The sequence below is a fragment of the Nocardioides sp. Z40_12 genome (assembly GCF_058215795.1).
Genome location: NZ_JBZAJA010000011.1, coordinates 31,644 through 50,247, shown reverse-complemented (window position 1 = coordinate 50,247; position 18,604 = coordinate 31,644). Strand labels below are relative to the sequence as shown.

The 18,604-nt window shown below is 72.8% G+C and carries 19 protein-coding genes; 14 read left to right on the top strand and 5 right to left on the bottom strand.

All coding sequences use genetic code 11. The features are described 5' to 3' along the window. The first annotated feature begins 106 nt into the window (after positions 1 to 106). From hrcA to AC4BG9_RS17685, 3 genes are read left to right on the top strand one after another with little or no spacing between them, the layout of a single operon-like run. The gene (hrcA, locus tag AC4BG9_RS17695) at positions 107 to 1,138 is read left to right on the top strand and encodes a heat-inducible transcriptional repressor HrcA (protein WP_490572439.1); all 1,032 of its coding nucleotides are present in this window, start codon (positions 107 to 109) and stop codon (positions 1,136 to 1,138) included. Between the two features lie 35 nt (positions 1,139 to 1,173). Beyond that, complete coding sequence (gene dnaJ / locus AC4BG9_RS17690; RefSeq protein ID WP_490572438.1) at positions 1,174 to 2,352, top strand: molecular chaperone DnaJ; 1,179 nt, start codon at positions 1,174 to 1,176, stop codon at positions 2,350 to 2,352. Positions 2,353 to 2,363: 11 nt separating this feature from the next. Continuing rightward, a complete protein-coding gene (locus AC4BG9_RS17685) occupies positions 2,364 to 3,101 on the top strand; it encodes a 16S rRNA (uracil(1498)-N(3))-methyltransferase (protein WP_490572437.1) in 738 nt (245 codons plus the stop codon). A gap of 40 nt (positions 3,102 to 3,141) precedes the next feature. On the opposite strand, the gene AC4BG9_RS17680 is transcribed toward AC4BG9_RS17685, so the two are convergent. Genes AC4BG9_RS17680 through AC4BG9_RS17670 form a run of 3 tightly spaced genes read right to left on the bottom strand, consistent with a single transcriptional unit; the run spans position 3,142 to position 5,710 of the window. Further along, positions 3,142 to 4,086 carry a Gmad2 immunoglobulin-like domain-containing protein gene (locus tag AC4BG9_RS17680; protein ID WP_490572436.1) on the bottom strand — a complete coding sequence of 315 codons (945 nt, stop codon included), beginning with the start codon at positions 4,084 to 4,086 and terminating at the stop codon, positions 3,142 to 3,144. Further along, on the bottom strand, positions 4,083 to 5,189 hold the full coding sequence (locus tag AC4BG9_RS17675) for a Gmad2 immunoglobulin-like domain-containing protein (RefSeq protein ID WP_490572435.1): 1,107 nt from the start codon (positions 5,187 to 5,189) through the stop codon (positions 4,083 to 4,085). Before AC4BG9_RS17675 ends, AC4BG9_RS17680 begins: the two co-directional genes overlap by 4 nt. After that, positions 5,186 to 5,710, bottom strand: a complete 525-nt coding sequence (locus AC4BG9_RS17670; RefSeq protein ID WP_490572434.1) for a SigE family RNA polymerase sigma factor — start codon at positions 5,708 to 5,710, stop codon at positions 5,186 to 5,188. The genes AC4BG9_RS17675 and AC4BG9_RS17670 overlap by 4 nt, the downstream gene beginning before the upstream one ends. A gap of 156 nt (positions 5,711 to 5,866) precedes the next feature. Between AC4BG9_RS17670 and AC4BG9_RS17665 the strand changes: the two genes are divergently transcribed. The 10 genes from AC4BG9_RS17665 to era all read left to right on the top strand — a co-directional run bounded on the left by AC4BG9_RS17665 (position 5,867) and on the right by era (position 15,156). Then, on the top strand, positions 5,867 to 6,235 hold the full coding sequence (locus AC4BG9_RS17665; protein WP_490572433.1) for an HIT domain-containing protein: 369 nt from the start codon (positions 5,867 to 5,869) through the stop codon (positions 6,233 to 6,235). Then, positions 6,232 to 7,428 carry a hypothetical protein gene (locus AC4BG9_RS17660; protein WP_490572432.1) on the top strand — a complete coding sequence of 399 codons (1,197 nt, stop codon included), beginning with the start codon at positions 6,232 to 6,234 and terminating at the stop codon, positions 7,426 to 7,428. Before AC4BG9_RS17665 ends, AC4BG9_RS17660 begins: the two co-directional genes overlap by 4 nt. Positions 7,429 to 7,536: 108 nt before the next feature. Continuing rightward, a complete protein-coding gene (locus AC4BG9_RS17655; protein WP_490572431.1) occupies positions 7,537 to 8,547 on the top strand; it encodes a PhoH family protein in 1,011 nt (336 codons plus the stop codon). After that, positions 8,544 to 9,005 (top strand): rRNA maturation RNase YbeY, encoded by a 462-nt coding sequence (ybeY, locus tag AC4BG9_RS17650; protein WP_490572430.1) that lies wholly within the window; start codon positions 8,544 to 8,546, stop codon positions 9,003 to 9,005. Before AC4BG9_RS17655 ends, ybeY begins: the two co-directional genes overlap by 4 nt. Positions 9,006 to 9,030: 25 nt before the next feature. Then, positions 9,031 to 10,353 carry a hemolysin family protein gene (locus AC4BG9_RS17645; protein ID WP_490572429.1) on the top strand — a complete coding sequence of 441 codons (1,323 nt, stop codon included), beginning with the start codon at positions 9,031 to 9,033 and terminating at the stop codon, positions 10,351 to 10,353. Then, positions 10,346 to 10,729 carry a cytidine deaminase gene (locus tag AC4BG9_RS17640; protein ID WP_490572428.1) on the top strand — a complete coding sequence of 128 codons (384 nt, stop codon included), beginning with the start codon at positions 10,346 to 10,348 and terminating at the stop codon, positions 10,727 to 10,729. The genes AC4BG9_RS17645 and AC4BG9_RS17640 overlap by 8 nt, the downstream gene beginning before the upstream one ends. Before the next feature lie 60 nt (positions 10,730 to 10,789). Continuing rightward, positions 10,790 to 12,160, top strand: a complete 1,371-nt coding sequence (locus tag AC4BG9_RS17635; protein ID WP_490572427.1) for an FAD-binding oxidoreductase — start codon at positions 10,790 to 10,792, stop codon at positions 12,158 to 12,160. Beyond that, positions 12,157 to 13,440, top strand: a complete 1,284-nt coding sequence (locus AC4BG9_RS17630; RefSeq protein WP_490572426.1) for a class I SAM-dependent methyltransferase — start codon at positions 12,157 to 12,159, stop codon at positions 13,438 to 13,440. The genes AC4BG9_RS17635 and AC4BG9_RS17630 overlap by 4 nt, the downstream gene beginning before the upstream one ends. 13 nt (positions 13,441 to 13,453) lie before the next feature. Further along, positions 13,454 to 14,230: a siderophore-interacting protein gene (locus AC4BG9_RS17625; protein WP_490572425.1), complete on the top strand. Its 777-nt coding sequence runs from the start codon at positions 13,454 to 13,456 to the stop codon at positions 14,228 to 14,230. Beyond that, positions 14,227 to 15,156, top strand: coding sequence for a GTPase Era (gene era / locus AC4BG9_RS17620; RefSeq protein ID WP_490572424.1), 930 nt, complete (start codon positions 14,227 to 14,229; stop codon positions 15,154 to 15,156). Before AC4BG9_RS17625 ends, era begins: the two co-directional genes overlap by 4 nt. Before the next feature lie 24 nt (positions 15,157 to 15,180). Here era and AC4BG9_RS17615 read toward each other — a convergent pair whose 3' ends face one another. Then, positions 15,181 to 16,014 carry a septum formation family protein gene (locus AC4BG9_RS17615; protein WP_490572423.1) on the bottom strand — a complete coding sequence of 278 codons (834 nt, stop codon included), beginning with the start codon at positions 16,012 to 16,014 and terminating at the stop codon, positions 15,181 to 15,183. Between the two features lie 122 nt (positions 16,015 to 16,136). Then, complete coding sequence (locus AC4BG9_RS17610) at positions 16,137 to 16,622, bottom strand: flavodoxin family protein (protein WP_490572422.1); 486 nt, start codon at positions 16,620 to 16,622, stop codon at positions 16,137 to 16,139. A gap of 177 nt (positions 16,623 to 16,799) precedes the next feature. On the opposite strand from AC4BG9_RS17610, the gene leuA reads away from it, so the two are divergent. Then, entirely contained in the window at positions 16,800 to 18,569 is a 1,770-nt protein-coding gene (gene leuA / locus AC4BG9_RS17605; RefSeq protein ID WP_490572421.1) for a 2-isopropylmalate synthase, read from the top strand. Positions 18,570 to 18,604 lie beyond the last annotated feature (35 nt).

The following is an 18,604-nucleotide window of genomic DNA, read 5'->3' as shown; positions in this document are numbered from 1 at the left end:
TAGCCCGCGGGATCCTTCCTTGTAGACTTGGCACTCGGGGGTCTGGAGTGCCAGCCTGCCATCCGAGAACTCCAAGCACGCACGAACGATCCGAACGGAGGAGCCCATGTCGGAGGAACGCAAGCTCGCCGTTCTCCGCGCCATCGTCGAGGACTACGTCGCCACCGAGGAGCCGGTGGGCTCGAAGGCGCTGGTGGAACGGCACCAGCTGGGTGTCTCCCCGGCGACCGTGCGCAACGACATGGCGGCTCTCGAGGACGAGGGCTTCATCCACCAGCCGCACACCAGCGCCGGACGGGTCCCCACCGACAAGGGGTACCGGCTGTTCGTCGACCGGCTCAGCACGGTCAAGCCGATGTCCAGCGCCGAGCGGCGGGCGATCGCTTCCTTCCTCGACGGCGCCGTGGACCTCGACGACGTCGTCCAGCGCTCCGTGCGGACGCTCTCCCAGCTGACCCGTCAGGTCGCCGTCGTGCAGTACCCGACGCTGTCGCGCAGCACCGTGCGCCACGTCGAGGTCGTCGTGCTGGCGCCGGGTCGGCTGCTGGTCGTGCTGATCCTCTCCACGGGCCGGGTCGAGCAGAGGCTGGTCGAGCTGCCTCCGGAGTCCGACGAGATCGGGGACGAGCAGCTCGTCGCCCTGCGCAACCGGATCGGCCGCGCGACCTCCGGACGACGGATCGCCGAGGCCGCCAGCGCGCTGACCGCCCTGGCGGAGGAGGTCCCGGACACCGACGCTGCCCTGACCGGTGCGGTCGTCGAGAGCCTCACCGAGGCCATGTCCGACCACCGTCGCGACGAGCGGGTGGCGGTCGGCGGCGCGGCCAACCTGGCCCGGTTCGGTCAGGACTTCGACACCGCCGTGCGGCCGCTGCTGGAGGCCCTGGAGGAGCAGGTCGTGTTGATGCGGCTCCTGGGCGAGGCCGCCGACGCCGGTGCCGTGACGGTCAGGATCGGGCACGAGGGGCCCTACACCGAGCTCTCCGGGACCAGCGTCGTGGCCACCGGGTACGGCCCGGGGCAGGACGCGCTGGCGAGCCTGGGCGTCGTGGGCCCGACCCGGATGGACTACCCCGGCAGCATGGCGGCGGTCCGTGCGGTCGCCCGATACGTCTCCCGCATCCTCGACGAGGCCTGAGCGGCCTCGCACCCCCACCAAGACGAAGGACGAAGTTGAGCCAGGACCTCTACGAGTTGCTCGGTGTTCCCCGGGACGCCGATGCCGACACGATCAAGAAGGCCTACCGCCGGCTGGCCCGCCAGCTCCACCCGGACGTCAACCCGGACCCGGAGACCCAGGAGCGGTTCAAGGAGGTGACGGGGGCCTACGAGGTACTCTCGGACCCCCAGAAGCGCGCCCACTACGACCGGGGCGGCGACCCCTTCGGGGGAGCCGGTGGCTTCGGCCAGGGTGCCGGGTTCTCCTTCACCGACATCATGGACGCCTTCTTCGGCGGCCAGGGCCCCGGTGGCGGCGCGGCCGGCGGCGGCGGGCGGGGGCCCCGGCCGCGGACCAGGCGGGGCCAGGACGCGCTGATCGCGCTCGAGGTCGAGCTGGCCGAGGCCGCGTTCGGCGTCACCAAGGAGATCAAGGTCGACACCGCGGTGGTCTGCTCGACCTGCCACGGCGAGGGCACCGCCCCCGGCACCCACCCGCAGACCTGCGAGACCTGCCGCGGGGCCGGCGAGGTGGCCCAGGTGCAGCGGTCGTTCCTGGGTGAGATCCGCACCCTGCGCCCCTGCGCGGCCTGCCGCGGCTTCGGGTCGATCATCGCCGACCCCTGCCGGGAGTGCGCCGGAGACGGGCGGGTACGGTCCCGCCGCACCCTCACGGTCAAGATCCCGCCGGGCGTGGACGACGGCACCCGGGTGCAGCTCGCCCACGAGGGGGAGGTCGGGCCGGGCGGTGGCCCCGCCGGCGACCTCTACGTGGAGATCCGGGTGGCCCAGCACCCCACCTTCATCCGCAACGGCAACGACCTGCACTGCACGGTCGCCCTGCCGATGACCGCGGCGGCGCTCGGCACCACCCTCACCCTGTCCATGCTCGAGGCGGACCTCGACGACGACGAGAGCGACGCGGAGCGCTCGCTCGAGCTGGAGGTCCGTCCCGGCACCCAGTCGGGCACCGAGCAGGTGCTCAAGGGCCGCGGCGTGCCCGGCCTGCGCGGCGGACGCGGTGACCTGGTCGTCACCATCGTGGTCGAGACGCCGACCCGGCTCGACCACCGTCAGGAGGAGCTGCTCCGCGAGCTCGCGGAGCTGCGCGGGGAGGAGTCCCCCGAGGGCACCGTCCGCTCCTCGGGCAAGTCGGTCTTCGGCCGGCTGCGCGACGCCTTCCACGGCGGCTGAGCGGAGGCCCCGTGTCGTTGCCCGTGCACTGGGTGCCCTCGCTGGAGCGCGCGCGTCCCGGAGACGTCGTGGACGTGACGGGGGACGAGGGCCACCACGCCGTCGCCGTCCGGCGCCTGCGGACCGGCGAGCGGGTCGCCCTCACCGACGGTCGCGGCACCCGGGTCGTCGGCGAGGTGACCGCGACCGGGAAGCGGCTGCTCTCGGTGGAGGTGGCCGAGGTGGAGCGGGCCGAGCGACCCGTGCCGTCGTTCACAGTGGTCCAGGCCCTGCCCAAGGGCGAACGCGGCGAGCTGGCCGTCGAGGTCCTCACCGAGGTCGGCGTGGACCGGCTCGTGCCCTGGGCCGCCTCGCGCAGCGTGGCGGTCTGGCGGGGGGAGCGGGCCGCCCGCTCGCACGCCCGCTGGGTGAGCACCGCCCAGGAGGCTGCCAAGCAGGCCCGCCGCTCCTGGTTCCCCGAGGTCGCCGCGCTGAGCTCCACCGCGCAGGTGTGCGACCTGCTCGGCGCCGCCGACCTCGCCCTGGTGCTCCACGAGGACGCCACCACCCCGCTCTCCGCGCTGGAGGTGCCGGCCGGCGACGTGGCGCTGGTGGTCGGCCCCGAGGGCGGGGTCTCGCCCGAGGAGCTCGCCGCCTTCGAGGCCGCGGGGGCCCGGCCCGTGCGGCTGGGTCGTGAGGTGCTCCGCACCTCGACCGCCGGCGTCGTCGCCGTGGGAGCCTTGATGGCGCGGACGGCGCGCTGGTCCTGACCGGGCCGCGCGCTCGTCGGGAGCCGACCCCGGTGGGGCGTCAGCGGATCTCGATCTCCTTGCTGTCGGTGGTCGGCCCCGGACCCTCGCCGTCCGAGGCGTCTCCCGTGGACGCCACGAAGGTGTAGCTCCCCGGCTCGAGCCCGGAGACGTCGATCTCCTCGCTCTGCCACGGGTAGAGCCGGTCCATCCATCCCTCGGCGGTGGCGAAGCCCTCCAGCACGACCTCGTCCCCGCGCCGGAGCTCCCAGGGCACGGTGGCCTCGAAGGCGCTGGCGACCCCGCTGGCGCGGAACGAGCCGCTCACCACGGCGTCCTGCTCGGGCGCGGTGACGCTGACGAGCGCCAGCACGTCGAGAGGGTCGTCATTGCCGACCCCGTCGGTGGTGTCCACGCCGAAGAGGCTGGTCGGCGTGCCCCCGAGCGTCACGACGACCGGCACCCGCTCCTGCACCACCGCCTGCGCGGTGTGCACCAGCTGCTGGACGGCGAGGCGCGCCTGCCGCGCGCTCATCCCGTCCGGGCGGGCGACCCACGCGTCGTCGGCCAGCTCGGCCACCACCCGTCCGGCGCCCCGGTCGTGGACCACCGAGGCGAAGGAGCCCGTCGGGAAGAGGGAGCGGTAGTCGGGGTCGAGCGTGTCGCCGGTGGTGACCAGCGCGACCGCCGCGCTCAGGGCGTCGTCGGACCCGACGGCGCGGAACTCGCGGTAGAGGCGCGGCCCCTGGGGTGTCTCGCCGACCAGGTAGGCCGCGACGGTGCGCCCGGCGGTCGATCCGGTGGGCGTCGCCGACGGGGCGGGCCCGCCAGGGGCCGCAGGGGCCGTGGACTCCGTGGGGGAGGGGCTCGGGGCGCTCGCGTCGGTGGTGTCGGCCCCCGGTGTGCCGCCGGTGGCCGTGGTGTCGGCGTCGCCGCAGCCGCCCAGGACGAGCAGGCACCCCAGGACCAGGGCCGCGGAGCCGGAAGCGGGGAAGCGGTGCCTCATCGGATCGTGAACTCCTTCGTGTCGGTCATCGCGCCGGACCCCTCGGTGCCGGCGGTGGGGTCGTCGGTGGTGGCCCAGACCGTGTAGTCGCCCGGTGGCAGGTTGCTCACGTCGATCTCCTCCTCGAAGGGGTAGAGCCGGTCCTCCATCCAGCCCGTCGCCGCGGGGCCGCTGAGCAGGACCCTCTCACCCTGCCGGATCTCCCAGTACACGGAGGCCTCGAAGCTGTTGGCCACGCCGGAGAGCCGCAGGGTCGACCCCACGACCTGCCCCTGCTCCGGAGTCGTCAGGTTGAGGTGGTTGAGCATCTCCAGCGTCGAGCCCCGGCTCACCGGCCCCTCCAGCGGGACGCCGAGCAGCCGGGGCGCCTCCACCCATCCGGGCAGGGAGAACCGCACCGGTGCGCTGGACTGGCTCACGCCCTGCAGGGTGCGGACCACCTGCTCGACCGCGGCCCTGGCCTCCTGGTCCGACATCCCCGGGGGGCGGTCGAGGACCTTCTCGGAGACGGTGACTCCGAACGAACCGTCGTCGCCGATCCCGTCGAAGCTGGACCCGAGCAGCGACCCCTCGGGCCAGGCGGTGCGGTAGTCGGGGTCGAGGGCGGGACCCGTGAGCAGGGCGAGCGCGTCGCCGAGCCGTCGTGCGGGCTCGCCCTCGCGGAACTCGCGGACGAGCCGGACCCCGGCCCGCTCGGTGTCCACCAGGTAGTAGATCGGCAGCGCCATCGTCCGGCGACCGGGGGAGCCGGTGGGCATCTCGGTCGCGCTCTCGACCGGGGGAGCGGTCTCCGGAGCGGTCGGGGAGACAGGCGGGGAGGCAGTCGGGGAAGCAGCCGGTGGGGAGGCCGGCGCGACGGTCTCCTCCGTCGGCCCGTCGAGGAAGCCGCCCAACGCGACGACGCCGGCGACCACGGCGGCCACCGAAGCGGCGCCCGCCAGGGTCAGGGGCCAGGTGCGCCGGGCGTCTCCCAGCCGGCGGCCCGCCGTACGGGCCCGGATGCTCGGAAGGCGGTCCGTGGGCTCGACGTCCGCGGCGGCAGCGGTCAGCAGCCGCCGCAGCTCGGCGTCGTGCTGGCGCGGGTGCTCGTGGTCGTGGGTCATGCCTGCTCCTTGACGAAGGGCTCGAGCAGCTCCCGGAGCGCGGCGCTGCCGCGGGAGGCGTGGCTCTTCACCGCGCCCCTGGAGATGCCGAGGGTGGAGGCGATCTCCGCCTCCGAGAGCTGCAGGTAGTGACGGAGCACCAGGACCTCCCGCTGCCGTCCGGGCAGGGCTGCGAGCGCCTCGGTCACGGCGGCGCGCTCGGAGAGCCGTTCCGCCCGGGAGTCGAGCACGTCGGGGAGAGTCGCCGGCACCGCCTCACGGTGGGCGTGGCGAGCGCGGACCACCCGGTGCCGCAGCGCCGACCTCGACCCGTTCACCACGCTGCGCCGCAGGTAGGCCGGTGCGGCGCCCTGGTCGCGGATCCGGTCCCAGTGCCGGTGCATCGCGACGAAGGCGTCCTGGACCACCTCCTCGGCGGTGCCCTGGTCGCGGACCAGCAGGGTGGAGAGACGGACCAACGCGTGCCAGTGGTGGGCGTACAGGTGCTCCAGCGCCTCGTCGGCGTCCAGGGGCCGGCTCACGTGGTGCACCGCCCGGCAGGGGAGAGCAGCATCGGTCGTCACGCTAGTGGGACGCGCGCCGCAGCCGCGGGGTTTACCCGGCGCGCCGCACGGACCGTGTCTCCCCTGCTGAGCGGAGGCGAGACAGCTCTCTGTCTCCCGTGGGAGAGTCCTGCCATGAGCCCATCGAGTGATCCCGGCCACACGGCCGAGTGCCTGTTCTGCCGGCTGGTGGCGGGCGACGTGCCGGCCGAGGTGCTCGACGCCTCCGACCGCTCCGTGGCCTTCCGCGACGTCAATCCCCAGGCCCCCACCCACGTCCTGGTGGTGCCCCGGGCCCACCACGCGAACGCCGTGGAGCTGGCCACCCAGGACCCCGAGGGCCTCGCCGACCTGGTGCGGATGGCAGACGCGGTGGCCGAGGCCGACGGGCTCGCCGGTGACTACCGCCTGGTCTTCAACACCGGGGCGGGTGCCGGCCAGGTCGTCTTCCACACCCACCTCCACGTCCTCGGTGGCCGCCCGCTGAGCTGGCCGCCCGGATGAGGCGACGACTGGCCTCGCTGGCCGCCCTGGCGCTCTCGCTGACGATGCTGGGCGCGTGTGCCGACGACGACGCCCCCGACGCGGGCACGCCCGCCGACCGGCTCGTCGAGCCGAGCGACGCGGCCACCGCCGGCGACGACCACCACGAGGGGGCCGAGGCGGTCGCGGCCAAGAAGCTGCGTCCCGACGAGCGCCGGGTCACCGTCTCCATGGACGAGACCTACACGCCCTCGTCCCCGACCGGCAAGGGCACCGACGACTACCGGTGCTTCCTCATCGACCCCGGCCTGGAGAAGCCGGAGTTCCTGACCGGCACCCACGTGCTGCCCGGCAACCCCGAGGTCGTGCACCACGTCATCCTCTTCAAGGTGGAGCCCTCGGACGTGCCGCGCGCCGAGGACCTGGACGCCGCCGAGGACGGCCCCGGCTGGACCTGCTTCGGCGGCTCCGGCCTCCAGGCGCCGGCCGACCAGCTGACCGACGCGGGCTGGCTCGCCGCGTGGGCGCCCGGTGGCGAGGAGTCGGTGACCAAGCCGGGACACGGCGTGCGCCTGGAGAAGGGGACGCGGGTGATCATGCAGGTGCACTACAACCTGCTCGCCGGCCCCCAGCCCGACGTGAGCGCCACCCAGCTGCGGCTCAAGCCCGTCTCGGAGTCGATGACCGGGCTGCAGACGGTGCTGCTGCCGGCACCGGTGGAGATGCCGTGCCGTCCGGAGCATGCCGATGGCCGGTTCTGCGACCGGAGCCTGTCCATGCTGGACCTGCGCAACCGGATCGGGCCCGACGGCGACCGGACGGCCAACCTGCTCCACCTGCTGTGCGGCGACGACTGGGAGGCCGGCGAGCGCACCGAGTGCGTGCGCACCTTCCGGGAGCCGATGACCGTCCACGGCGTCGCCGGTCACATGCACCTGCTGGGCAAGGAGATCAAGATCGAGGTCAATCCGGGGACGCCACGTGCCCGGACGATCCTCGACATCGGGGTGTGGGACTTCGACGACCAGGGCGGGATCCCGATCGACCCGATCAAGATCGCCCCGGGAGACGAGGTCAAGGTCAGCTGCCGGCACAGCCAGGAGCTCCGCGACCAGCTGCCGTCGTTCGAGGGCCAGCCGGACCGGTACGTCGTGTGGGGCGACGGGACGACCGACGAGATGTGTCTGGGGATGCTGACGGTCAGCAAGCCGTGACCCCGGCTCCCGCCGCTCGGGAGAAAGTGACTGGGGGCGGCACCCATGCTCGGCGTAGCATGGGTGCCGCCCACTCGTCGTCCCGGAAGGTCGCCCCACAGGGGATCCATGACTGACTCACCGCTCATCACCAAGCACACCGTCGTGGTGCCGAACAGCATCAACATGGTCAGCGTCCTGGGTCCGGGGGACGAGCACCTCGCCTTCATCGAGGAGTCCTTCGACACCGACGTCCACGTCCGCGGCAACCGGGTCACCTTCCACGGCGACGCCGCCGAGATCGCGCTGGCCGAGCGGCTCCTGGACGAGGTCGTCGCGATCCTGCGCACCGGCCAGGGCGTGACCATCGAGACCATCGAGCGCATCGTCTCGATGCTGCGTCAGGAGACCACCGAGCGCCCGGCCGACGTGCTGTCGCTCAACATCCTCTCCAACCGCGGTCGCACCATCCGCCCCAAGACGCTTAACCAGAAGCGCTACGTCGACTCCATCGACAAGCACACGATCACCTTCGGCATCGGCCCCGCCGGCACCGGGAAGACGTACCTGGCCATGGCCAAGGCGGTCCAGGCCCTGCAGACCAAGGCGGTCACCCGGATCATCCTCACCCGTCCCGCGGTGGAGGCCGGCGAGCGGCTGGGCTACCTGCCCGGCACGCTCAGCGAGAAGATCGATCCCTACCTGCGGCCGCTCTACGACGCGCTGCACGACATGATCGACCCCGAGACCATCCCCAAGCTGCTGGCGGCCGGGACGATCGAGGTGGCACCGCTGGCCTACATGCGCGGCCGGACGCTGAACGACGCGTTCATCATCCTCGACGAGGCCCAGAACACCTCCCCGGAGCAGATGAAGATGTTCCTGACCCGCCTCGGGTTCGGCTCCAAGATCGTGGTCACCGGTGACGTCACCCAGGTTGACCTGCCGGGCGGGGTCAAGTCGGGGCTCAAGGTCGTGGAGAGCATCCTGACCGGGGTCGAGGACGTCGTCTTCAACCGGCTCACCAGCCACGACGTGGTGCGCCACCGCCTCGTCGGCAAGATCGTCGCGGCCTACGACGAGTTCGACGCCCGTGCCGAGAGCGCGCCGCACGCCTCGGGCAAGGAGCGCCGCTCGTGACGATCGAGATCCTCAACGAGTCCGGTCACGAGCTCGACGTCCAGCGCCTGGCCTCCCTGAGCCGCTTCGTGATGGACAGCATGCGGGTGCACCCGATGGCCGAGCTCTGCATCAAGGCCGTCGACGAGGCCACGATCGCCGAGCTCAACGAGAAGTGGATGGAGAAGGAGGGCCCGACCGACGTGCTGGCCTTCCCGATGGACGAGCTGCGTCCCGGCCTGGTCGATGAGGAGCCGGAGGAGGGGGTGCTGGGCGACCTGGTGCTCTGCCCGGCGGTGGCCGAGCGCCAGGGCGAGGCCGCCGGCCACGGCACCACCGACGAGATCGAGCTGCTGACCGTGCACGGCATCCTCCACCTGCTGGGCTATGACCACGCGGAGCCCGAGGAGCACAAGGTGATGTTCGACCTGCAGGCCCAGCTCCTGGACCGCTGGCGCACCGCGCCTGCCGACCGGTGAGCGCCGCCACAGCGGGGGTGCCACGATGACCGAGCTCGCCTGGGCGCTGGGGGCCGCCGCGATGGTGCTGCTGGCCGGGGTCTTCTCGGCCGCCGACGCGGCGCTGAGCGGGTTCTCCCGGGCGCGCGCGGAGGAGCTCCTCGCCGAGGGGCGGACGCGGGCCCGGCGGGTGCTGCAGATCCTCGACGACTCCCCGCGCTACCTCAACACCGTGCTGATGCTGCGCTTGCTCTTCGAGGTCGGCGCGATCGTCGTGGTCACCCTGCTGCTGCACGACTTCTGGGACGGCGAGTGGTGGCCCACCCTGCTCTCGGCCCTGGGGACGATGCTGCTGATCTCCTTCGTCGTCATCGGCGTCGCGCCGCGGACGCTGGGGCGCCAGCACCACGTCAGCGTGGGTCTCGCCCTGGCCGGGCCGGTGGCGCTGGTGACCCGGATCCTGGGCCCGGTGCCTCAGCTGCTGATCCTGCTGGGCAACGCGATCACCCCGGGGCGGGGCTTCCGTCGCGGCCCCTTCTCCACCGAGACCGAGCTGCGCGAGCTCGTCGACCTGGCGGAGGCCTCCTCGGTGATCGAGGAGGGGGAGCGCAAGATGATCCACTCCGTCTTCCAGCTCGGCGACACCATCGCCCGCGAGGTGATGGTGCCCCGACCCGACATCGTCTACCTCGAGCGGCACAAGAACCTCCGCCAGGCGATGTCGCTGTTCCTGCGCAGCGGCTATTCCCGGGTCCCGGTGATCGAGGAGAACCTCGACGACATCGTGGGGATCGCCTACTTCAAGGACATCGTGCGGCGGGACTTCGAGGACCCCGACGTGGAGACGACCCAGCGCATCGACGAGCTGATGCGGCCGGTTTACCACGTGCCCGACTCCAAGCCCGCGGACGCGCTGCTCGCGGAGATGCAGGCCTCGCGCCAGCACATCGCGGTGGTCGTCGACGAGTACGGCGGCACCGCCGGCCTGGTCACCATCGAGGACGTCCTCGAGGAGATCGTGGGTGAGATCACCGACGAGTACGACGAGGCCGAGGTGCAGGTCGAGAGCACCCCGCACGGCACCCGGGTCTCCTCCCGCTTCCCCGTGGGCGACCTGGGGGAGGTCTTCGGGATCCACGTGATCGACGACGACGTCGACACGGTGTGGGGACTGATGGCCAAGCACCTGGGCAAGGTCCCGATCCCTGGGTCCGCGGTCGAGGTGCACGGCCTGCGCTTCGAGGCGGAGGGGCCCTCGGGGCGTCGGAACAAGGTGGGCACCGTCCTGGTCAACCGGGTGGCGGACGAGGACGACGAGGACGACGAGTCGGCCGTGGCGGCCGGGAGCGAGGGTGGATCCGATGGCTGAGAACGGCGGCGGACAGGTGCTGGAGGCCGAGGACGCCAAGCTGGTGACGCTGGCCCGAGCCACCCGCGCTCGGGTGGGTGCCGCGCAGGGCGCCGCGGTGCGCGACACCGACGGCCGGACCTACGCGGCCGCCAGCGTCGAGCTGCGGTCGCTGCAGCTCAGTGCGCTGCAGGTCGCGGTGGCGATGGCCCACTCCTCGGGCTCGCGGGGCCTGGAGGCCGCCGTCCTGCTCGGAGCCGACTCGCTGGGCGAGGAGGACCGCGCGGTCCTGGTCGAGTTCGCCTCGCCCGAGGTCGTCGTCCACCTGGGCGACATCCGGGGCACGGTCAGCGCCAGCGGCGCCGCGGCGGAGCTGGGCACGGTGCCGGGCGCCTGACACGGTCAGGCGGTGGTCAGGGGCTGTCGCGCGGGGCCGGAGCGCCCTAGCCTGTCGTAGGTGAGCCTTCTCGTGGCTCCTTCCGAGGGGCGCAGGCACCAGGCCGCGGTCGACCGACTGCGGGCCTCCTGGGCGGCCCTGCCACCCGACGCCCCGGTGCGGCTGAGCAAGAGGACGACGAACCTCTTCCGCCCCCGCGACGGCGCCTCCCAAGGGCTCGACGTCTCCGGCCTGGACGGGGTCCTCGCGGTCGACGCGGCCGGCATGACCGCCCAGGTGCAGGGCATGTGCACCTACGAGCGCCTGACCGCCGCCACGCTGCCGCACGGGCTGGCGCCGCTGGTCGTGCCCCAGCTGCGCACCATCACCCTGGGCGGGGCGGTGAGCGGCCTCGGCATCGAGGCGACCAGCTTCCGCAACGGCCTGCCCCACGAGTCGGTCACGGAGATGGACGTCCTCACCGGAGCCGGGGAGATCGTCACGGTCCGGCCGGGGGACGACCTCTTCGACGCCTTCCCCAACTCCTACGGCTCGCTCGGCTACGCCACCCGGCTGGAGATCGAGCTCGAGCGGGTGGGCGGGTTCGTCGCCCTGCGCCACGTCCGGTTCCACTCCGTCGACGACCTCGCGGCGGCGGTGGCGGAGGTGGTGGGCACCCGGCAGTGGCAGGGCGAGCAGGTGGACGCCATGGACGGCGTCGCCTTCGCGCCCGCAGACCTGCGGCTCACGCTGGCCCGCTACGACGCGGAGCCGGGGCCCACCTCGGACTACACCCGGGAGGCGGTCTACTACCGGTCCGTGCGGAGCCGCTCGGCCGACCTCCTCACCGCCCACGACTACCTGTGGCGCTGGGACACCGACTGGTTCTGGTGCTCGGCCGCGTTCGGGCTGGAGCGGCCGTGGGTGCGCCGGCTCTGGCCCCGTCGCCTGCGCCGCTCCGACGTCTACCAGCGACTCGTCGCGCTGGACCGCCGCTACGGGGTGGTGGACCGGCTGGACCGTCGGGCGGGGCGGCCGGCCCGGGAGCGGGTGGTCCAGGACGTCGAGGTCCCGCTCGAGCGCCTCGGCGAGTTCCTCGGCTGGTTCGACGCCGAGGTGGGCATGCGGCCGGTCTGGCTCTGCCCGCTGCGCCTCCGCTCCCCGCGCCCCTGGCCGACCTATCCGCTGCGACCGGGCACGACGTACGTCAACCTCGGCTTCTGGGGGACCGTCCCGGTGGGTCCGGGTGCCGCCGAGGCCCCGGTCAACCGCGCCGTGGAGCGGGCGGTCGCGGAGCTGGGCGGCCACAAGTCCCTCTACTCCGAGGCGTTCTACGACCGCGAGACGTTCGACAGCCTCTACGGGGGCGACGTGCTCGCCGCCGTGAAGGCGACGTACGACCCACAGGACCGGCTCACCCCCCTGTACGACAAGGCGGTACGACGACGATGACTGCGACCATGCCCCGCACCATGACGATCGCCGAGGCGGTCGAGTCGCTGATGCGCGACGAGCTCCCCCTGAGGTTCACCGCCTACGACGGCAGCGCGACCGGGCCCGAGGACTCGCCGCTGGGCCTGCACCTGCGCGCCGAGCGCGGGCTCTCCTACCTCCTCACGGCGCCCGGTGACCTCGGTCTGGCCCGCGCCTACGTCGCCGGGGACCTCGAGATGGAGGGTGTCCATCCGGGGGACCCCTACGACCTGCTCGCGCTGCTGCTGGACCGCACCGGGTTCCGCGTCCCCGGAGCGGCCGAGAGGATGCCGCTGCTCCGCTCCCTCGGGCTCGCCCACCTGGTCCCGCCCAAGCCGCCGCCGGAGGAGCACCTGCCCCGGTGGCGCCGGGCCGTCGAGGGACTGCGGCACACCAGGGCCCGGGACGCCGCGGTCATCGAGCACCACTACGACGTCTCCAACCGCTTCTACGAGAGCGTGCTCGGCCCCTCCATGACCTACACCTGCGCCCTCTATCCGGAGGCCACCTCGACGCTGGAGGAGGCACAGGCGGCCAAGCACGAGCTGGTGGCGAGCAAGCTGGGGCTCACCGCGGGCCAGCGGCTGCTCGACACCGGCTGCGGGTGGGGCGGGATGGCGATGCACGCCGCCCGCGAGCACGGGGTGAGCGTCCTGGCGGTGACGCTCTCCGCGCAGCAGGCCGCCTGGGCGCGTCACCGCGTCGAGGAGGCCGGTCTCGGTCACCTCGTACAGGTGCGGCACCAGGACTACCGCGAGGTCTCCGAGACGGGGTTCGACGCGATCTCGTCCATCGGCCTGACCGAGCACATCGGCGTGCGCAACTACCCGTCCTACTTCCGTCACCTGCACGACCGGCTGCGGCCCGGGGGGCGGCTCCTCAACCACTGCATCACCCGGCCGCACAACCGGCGCGCCGAGACGGGGGCGTTCATCGACCGCTACGTCTTCCCCGACGGGGAGCTGACGGGGGTGGGGCGCATCGTCACCGAGGCCCAGAACGCCGGCCTGGAGCTGCAGCACGTGGAGAACCTGCGCGAGCACTACGCCCTGACGCTGCGGGACTGGTGCGCCAACCTGCGCGAGCACTGGGACGAGTGCGTCGCGGAGTCCGGCGCCGGGACCGCGCGGGTGTGGGGCCTCTACATGGCCGGGTCCCGGCTGGGCTTCGAGCGCAACACCGTCGAGCTGCACCAGGCGCTGCTCACCCGCACCGAGCCCAGTGCCCCCGGGGGATTGGGGCTGGGGTCCCACTGGTGACTAGCCTGAGCGGGTGAGCACCCGCGCCGAGCACTACACCGCCCAGGTGCTGAGCCGTGAGCAGCTCTCGCCGCACCTGGTGCGTCTCGTGCTGGGCGGCCCGGGGCTGGCCGGCTTCGAGACCACCGGGGTCCCCGACGAGTGGGTGGGCCTGGTGGTGCCCGGCCAGTTCCAGAGCCGCTACTACACGGTCCGGTCCTGGGACGGCTCCCAGCTGGTGCTCGACGTGGTGGTGCACGAGACGGGACTGGTCACCGAGTGGGCGCGGGGCGACTGCGCGGGCGACACCGTCACCGTCACCGAGCCGAAGGCGTCCTTCGCCCCGCCGCCGGGCGCGCAGTGGCTGGTGCTGGCCGGCGACCTGACGGCCGTGCCGGCGATTGCGCGGATCGCGGAGTCGCGGCCGGACCTTCAGACCTACGTCCTGGCCGAGGTCTCCGACGACCTGGCCGACTACCTGCCCGCTCACGTGCACGTCACCTGGCTCGCCCCGCCGGCCGAGGGCGAGAGCCGGCTGGCGAGCGTGGTCGAGTCCCTGGAATGGCCCCCGGGTGAGGGCTACTTCTGGATGGCGGGGGAGTCCGCCCAGATGCGGGCGATCCGCAAGCACCTCATGCGCGTGGTGCGGATGCCCTCGAGCCACTACGACGTGATGGGCTACTGGCGGTCGACCGCCGGGCGCCAGCCGAGGTCCGTGGACCCAGGACCGATCCACCGGGCGGGGATCGCCGCCGGCAAGAGCGACCAGGAGATCTGGGCGGACTACGACGCCGCCCGGGAGGACACATGACAGAGACCACCCCGGCCCACCGCAGCGGCTTCGTGTCGTTCGTCGGCCGTCCCAACGCGGGCAAGTCGACCCTGACCAACGCCCTGGTCGGCAGCAAGGTGGTGATCACCTCCTCCAAGCCACAGACCACCCGCACCGTGGTCCGGGGCATCGTGCACCGTCCCGACGCCCAGCTGATCCTGGTCGACACCCCGGGACTGCACCGGCCCCGCACCCTGCTCGGCGAGCGCCTCAACGACCTGGTCAAGACGACCTGGGCCGAGGTGGACGTGGTGGCGGTCTGCTTCCCGGCCAACGAGAAGATCGGCCCCGGCGACCGGTTCATCGTCAAGGAGCTCGGCAAGGTGAGGCGCACCGTCAAGGTCGCCATCGCCACCAAGACCGATCTGGCCACCCCCGAGCAGATCGGCGAGCACCTGCTCGCCATCCAGGCGCTGGGCGAGGAGACGGGCACCGAGTGGGCCGAGATCGTCCCCGTCTCGGCGCTCGCCGGCAGCCAGGTCGGCCTCCTCGCCGACCTGCTCGTCGGTCTGCTCCCGGAAGGGCCGCAGCTCTACCCCGACGGTGACCTGACCGACGCCCCGGAGGAGATCCTGGTGGCCGAGCTGATCCGTGAGGCGGCGCTGGAGGGCGTGCGCGACGAGCTCCCGCACTCGATCGCGGTGACGGTCGAGGAGATGAACCTGCGTGAGGACCGGCCCGAGGACAAGCCGCTGCTCGACATCCACGCCAACCTCTACGTCGAGCGGGACTCCCAGAAGGGGATCATGATCGGCCACAAGGGCGCCCGCCTGCGCGACGTCGGCCGGGCCGCCCGGCTCCAGATCGAGGCGCTGCTCGGCACCCCGGTCTACCTGGACCTGCACGTCAAGATCGCCAAGGACTGGCAGCGCGACCCCAGGCAGCTGCGCAAGCTCGGCTTCTAGTCCCGCTGCCGGCGCGACGGTCCCCTAGTCGGTGACGGCGGTCCAGCAGAGGCCGTGGTGCCGGCCCGCGCGCCACTGCTCCCGGGTCGGGCGCTCCTCGGCCCAGGAGAAGTCCAGGGGGTCGTCGGCGCGCTCGCGAGCCGCCTCGGTGCACGGGCCGTCCATCAGCCGCTTCGTGCGGGCGGCCCCGGGATAGCGCCCGTCGCCCAGGTCGACGCTGGCCACCGCCCGCCAGGTGTGCCGGCGCGAGCAGGGGACGCGCCGGGACGCGCGGGTGCCCGGCTCGGCGGTGGCGCAGGTGGCGAAGGCGTCGCGCCGCCCGGGGGCGTCGAGGATCCCGGCCAGCGCGCCCGGGGCCGGCAGCGGGACCAGGGAGCGGTCGGGCCCGGGCGCGACCACGTCGCAGCGCAGCCAGCGGGCACCCCGCTCGGCCTCCTCCACCGTGGGGGTGAACCACACGGTGGTGAGCATGCTGAGCCGGAGCTGCTCCTCGGTGCCGCCCAGGTGGCGGCGCAGGCGTCGCGAGCAGGTCTGGGCCGCCTGGCGCTGGACGCGGGGTGCGTCGACCCGCAGCCGGCGGCCCCGGTGGCGCAGGTCGAGCTTGCCGACGTGGAAGGTCACCGAGGTGTGCTTGCGCCGGCACGGCACGGCGGGGCGGTCGACGACCGCGGCCAGGGCATCGCGGTGGCGCAGCCGGTAGCACCGGCCGGCCCGCGGCGGCTTGGGTCGTTCCTGCGCCGCCGCGCTGCCGGCAGTGCTGGGGGAGTCGGAGTCGGCCGGGTCGGACCCGCCGCCCCCTGAGCAGCCCGACAGGAGCAGGAGCAGCAGGCAGCCGACCGTGAGCGCCCGGCGGGTCATCCGGCCTCCACCGGCACCGGTGCGGGGTGTCGCGTGGGCGGGAGAGTCGTCACGATGTTCACCGCTCCCGACACTAGCGCGGACGCCCTCCGGCGGCGGGGCGTTCCCAGCCCGTCGCCTGCCTAGCCCATCAGCAGGGCCGCGACCGTTCCCCCGAGCTCGTAGGCCGCCTCGCGATGACCGTCGTCCACGTCGCCGAGGACCTCCACCACCTCCGCCGCCTGCCGCCAGGGAAGGGCGCCGACGATCGACTGCACCGAGCGGACCGCCCCCGTGGTGTCGTAGCGCCCGTGGACCAGCAGGCCGTAGGGCTTCCGCCCGCCCTCCGCGGCACCGGCTGCGCCGTCGTCGGTGAGCGCGCCGCCGGCCTCGAGGAAGACGGAGTCGAAGAAGTGCTTCAGGGCGCCCGACATGTAGCCGAAGTTGGCCGGGGTGACCAGGAGGTAGCCGTCGGCGGCCAGCACCTCGGCCGCGCTCGCCTCGAGGGCCGGACGCACCGTCACCTCGACGCCCTCGATCGCCTCGTCGCGCGTCCCGGCCACCACGGCGTCCGTCAGTCGACGGACCGACGGTGTGGGGGAGTGGTGGACGATCAGCAGGCGGGCCATGGGCCCGAGACTAGAACGACCGCCCGCCCCGGGAGGTCGATGGGCTAGGGTGTGGGCGTCATGACGAGCTCTCTTCTCCTCCTTCGCCGCCGCAACGAGGCCTGACCCACCGGCCACCTCGTTGCGGAGTGCGTGCTGCGTGCCGGTCGCCCCATCTCCTGCGACGAGAGAGAAACCATGACTGACCTGAGCAACACCCACAACCGGCAGCGCCCCACCCCGATGCCGTTCGAGCGCTACCGGCCGTTCGTCCCCGTCGACCTGCCCGACCGGACGTGGCCGACCCGCAAGATCGAGCGCGCCCCGAGGTGGCTCTCCACCGACCTGCGCGACGGCAACCAGGCCCTGATCGACCCGATGACCCCGGCCCGCAAGCACGCGATGTTCGAGCTGCTGGTCAAGATGGGCTACAAGGAGATCGAGGTCGGCTTCCCGAGCGCCAGCCAGACCGACTTCGACTTCGTGCGCGAGCTGATCGAGCAGGACCGGATCCCGGACGACGTGCAGATCTCGGTGCTGACCCAGGCGCGTGAGGACCTCATCGAGCGCACGGTGCAGTCGCTGGTCGGGGCGGACCGGGCGACCGTCCACCTCTACAACGCGACCGCCCCGCTCTTCCAGCGGGTGGTCTTCCAGGTCACCCCCGACGAGTGCCGCAGCATCGCCACCCGGGGGACCGAGCTGGTCGTCAAGTACGCCGAGGAGCTGCTCGGGGACGTCGTCGGCTCCGGGAGCTTCGGCTACCAGTACAGCCCCGAGATCTTCACCCAGTCCGACACCGACTTCGCGCTCGAGGTGTGCGAGGCCGTCTCCGACGTGTGGCAGCCGGAGGCGGGCCGCGAGATCATCCTCAACCTGCCGGCGACCGTGGAGATGTCCACGCCCAACACCTACGCCGACCAGATCGAGTACTTCTCCCGCGGCCTGACCCGCCGGGAGCACAGCGCGATCAGCCTGCACCCGCACAACGACCGAGGCACCGCGGTGGCCGCCACCGAGCTCGGCCTGATGGCGGGGGCGGACCGGGTGGAGGGCTGTCTCTTCGGCCACGGGGAGCGCACCGGCAACGTCGACCTCGTCACCCTGGCGATGAACCTCTTCAGCCAGGGGGTGGACCCGCAGGTCGACCTCTCCGACATCGACGAGGTGCGCCGCACCGTCGAGTACTGCACCAACCTGCCGGTACACCCGCGACACCCCTACGCCGGCGACCTCGTCTACACCGCCTTCTCCGGGTCGCACCAGGACGCGATCAAGAAGGGGCTGGAGGACCTCCAGCGCCGCGCCGCCCAGCAGGGCGTCCCGGTCCAGCAGATGCCGTGGGAGGCGCCGTACCTGCCGATCGACCCCAAGGACGTGGGCCGCAGCTACGAGGCGGTCATCCGGGTCAACAGCCAGTCCGGCAAGGGCGGCGTGGCCTACCTGCTGAAGGCCGAGCACAACCTGGACCTGCCGCGGCGCGCCCAGATCGAGTTCAGCCGGGTGATCCAGCAGCGCACCGACGCCGAGGGCGGCGAGGTCACGCCCGACGAGATCTGGTCGGTCTTCCGCAGCGAGTACCTGGACCGGACCTCCCCGCTGTCGCTCAACTCCGTCCACACCTCCTCCGCCGCGGGGGAGAAGGACCGGTTGAGCGTCAAGGTCTACGTCGACGGCGCCGAGCGCACCCTGGAGGGCATCGGCAACGGGCCCATCAACGCCTTCACCAACGCCCTCAACGACCTGGTCGCCGAGGAGCAGGCCAAGGGCAACCCCGACTACGCCGACCGCGGTGACGTGCGCGTGCTGGACTACCACGAGCACGCGCTCTCCGCCGGCGGGGACGCGATCGCCGCCGCCTACGTGGAGTGCGCCGTCGGCGACCAGATCCTGTGGGGCGTCGCCCTGGACGCCAACATCGTCACCGCCTCCCTCAAGGCCGTGATCAGCGCGGTGAACCGGGCCTGAGCGCCACCCCCACAGGCCGGGCCGGCGCGGCCCGG

Bases quoted from the DNA above. Each gene is read 5' to 3' on its own strand.
- hrcA (WP_490572439.1), top strand. From the start codon at position 107: ATGTCGGAGGAACGCAAGCTCGCCGTTCTCCGCGCCATCGTCGAGGAC.
- AC4BG9_RS17680 (WP_490572436.1), bottom strand. From the start codon at position 4,086: ATGAGGCACCGCTTCCCCGCTTCCGGCTCCGCGGCCCTGGTCCTGGGG.
- AC4BG9_RS17675 (WP_490572435.1), bottom strand. From the start codon at position 5,189: ATGACCCACGACCACGAGCACCCGCGCCAGCACGACGCCGAGCTGCGG.
- AC4BG9_RS17665 (WP_490572433.1), top strand. From the start codon at position 5,867: ATGAGCCCATCGAGTGATCCCGGCCACACGGCCGAGTGCCTGTTCTGC.
- AC4BG9_RS17660 (WP_490572432.1), top strand. From the start codon at position 6,232: ATGAGGCGACGACTGGCCTCGCTGGCCGCCCTGGCGCTCTCGCTGACG.
- AC4BG9_RS17655 (WP_490572431.1), top strand. From the start codon at position 7,537: ATGACTGACTCACCGCTCATCACCAAGCACACCGTCGTGGTGCCGAAC.
- AC4BG9_RS17645 (WP_490572429.1), top strand. From the start codon at position 9,031: ATGACCGAGCTCGCCTGGGCGCTGGGGGCCGCCGCGATGGTGCTGCTG.
- AC4BG9_RS17640 (WP_490572428.1), top strand. From the start codon at position 10,346: ATGGCTGAGAACGGCGGCGGACAGGTGCTGGAGGCCGAGGACGCCAAG.
- AC4BG9_RS17630 (WP_490572426.1), top strand. From the start codon at position 12,157: ATGACTGCGACCATGCCCCGCACCATGACGATCGCCGAGGCGGTCGAG.
- era (WP_490572424.1), top strand. From the start codon at position 14,227: ATGACAGAGACCACCCCGGCCCACCGCAGCGGCTTCGTGTCGTTCGTC.
- AC4BG9_RS17615 (WP_490572423.1), bottom strand. From the start codon at position 16,014: ATGACCCGCCGGGCGCTCACGGTCGGCTGCCTGCTGCTCCTGCTCCTG.
- AC4BG9_RS17610 (WP_490572422.1), bottom strand. From the start codon at position 16,622: ATGGCCCGCCTGCTGATCGTCCACCACTCCCCCACACCGTCGGTCCGT.
- leuA (WP_490572421.1), top strand. From the start codon at position 16,800: ATGACTGACCTGAGCAACACCCACAACCGGCAGCGCCCCACCCCGATG.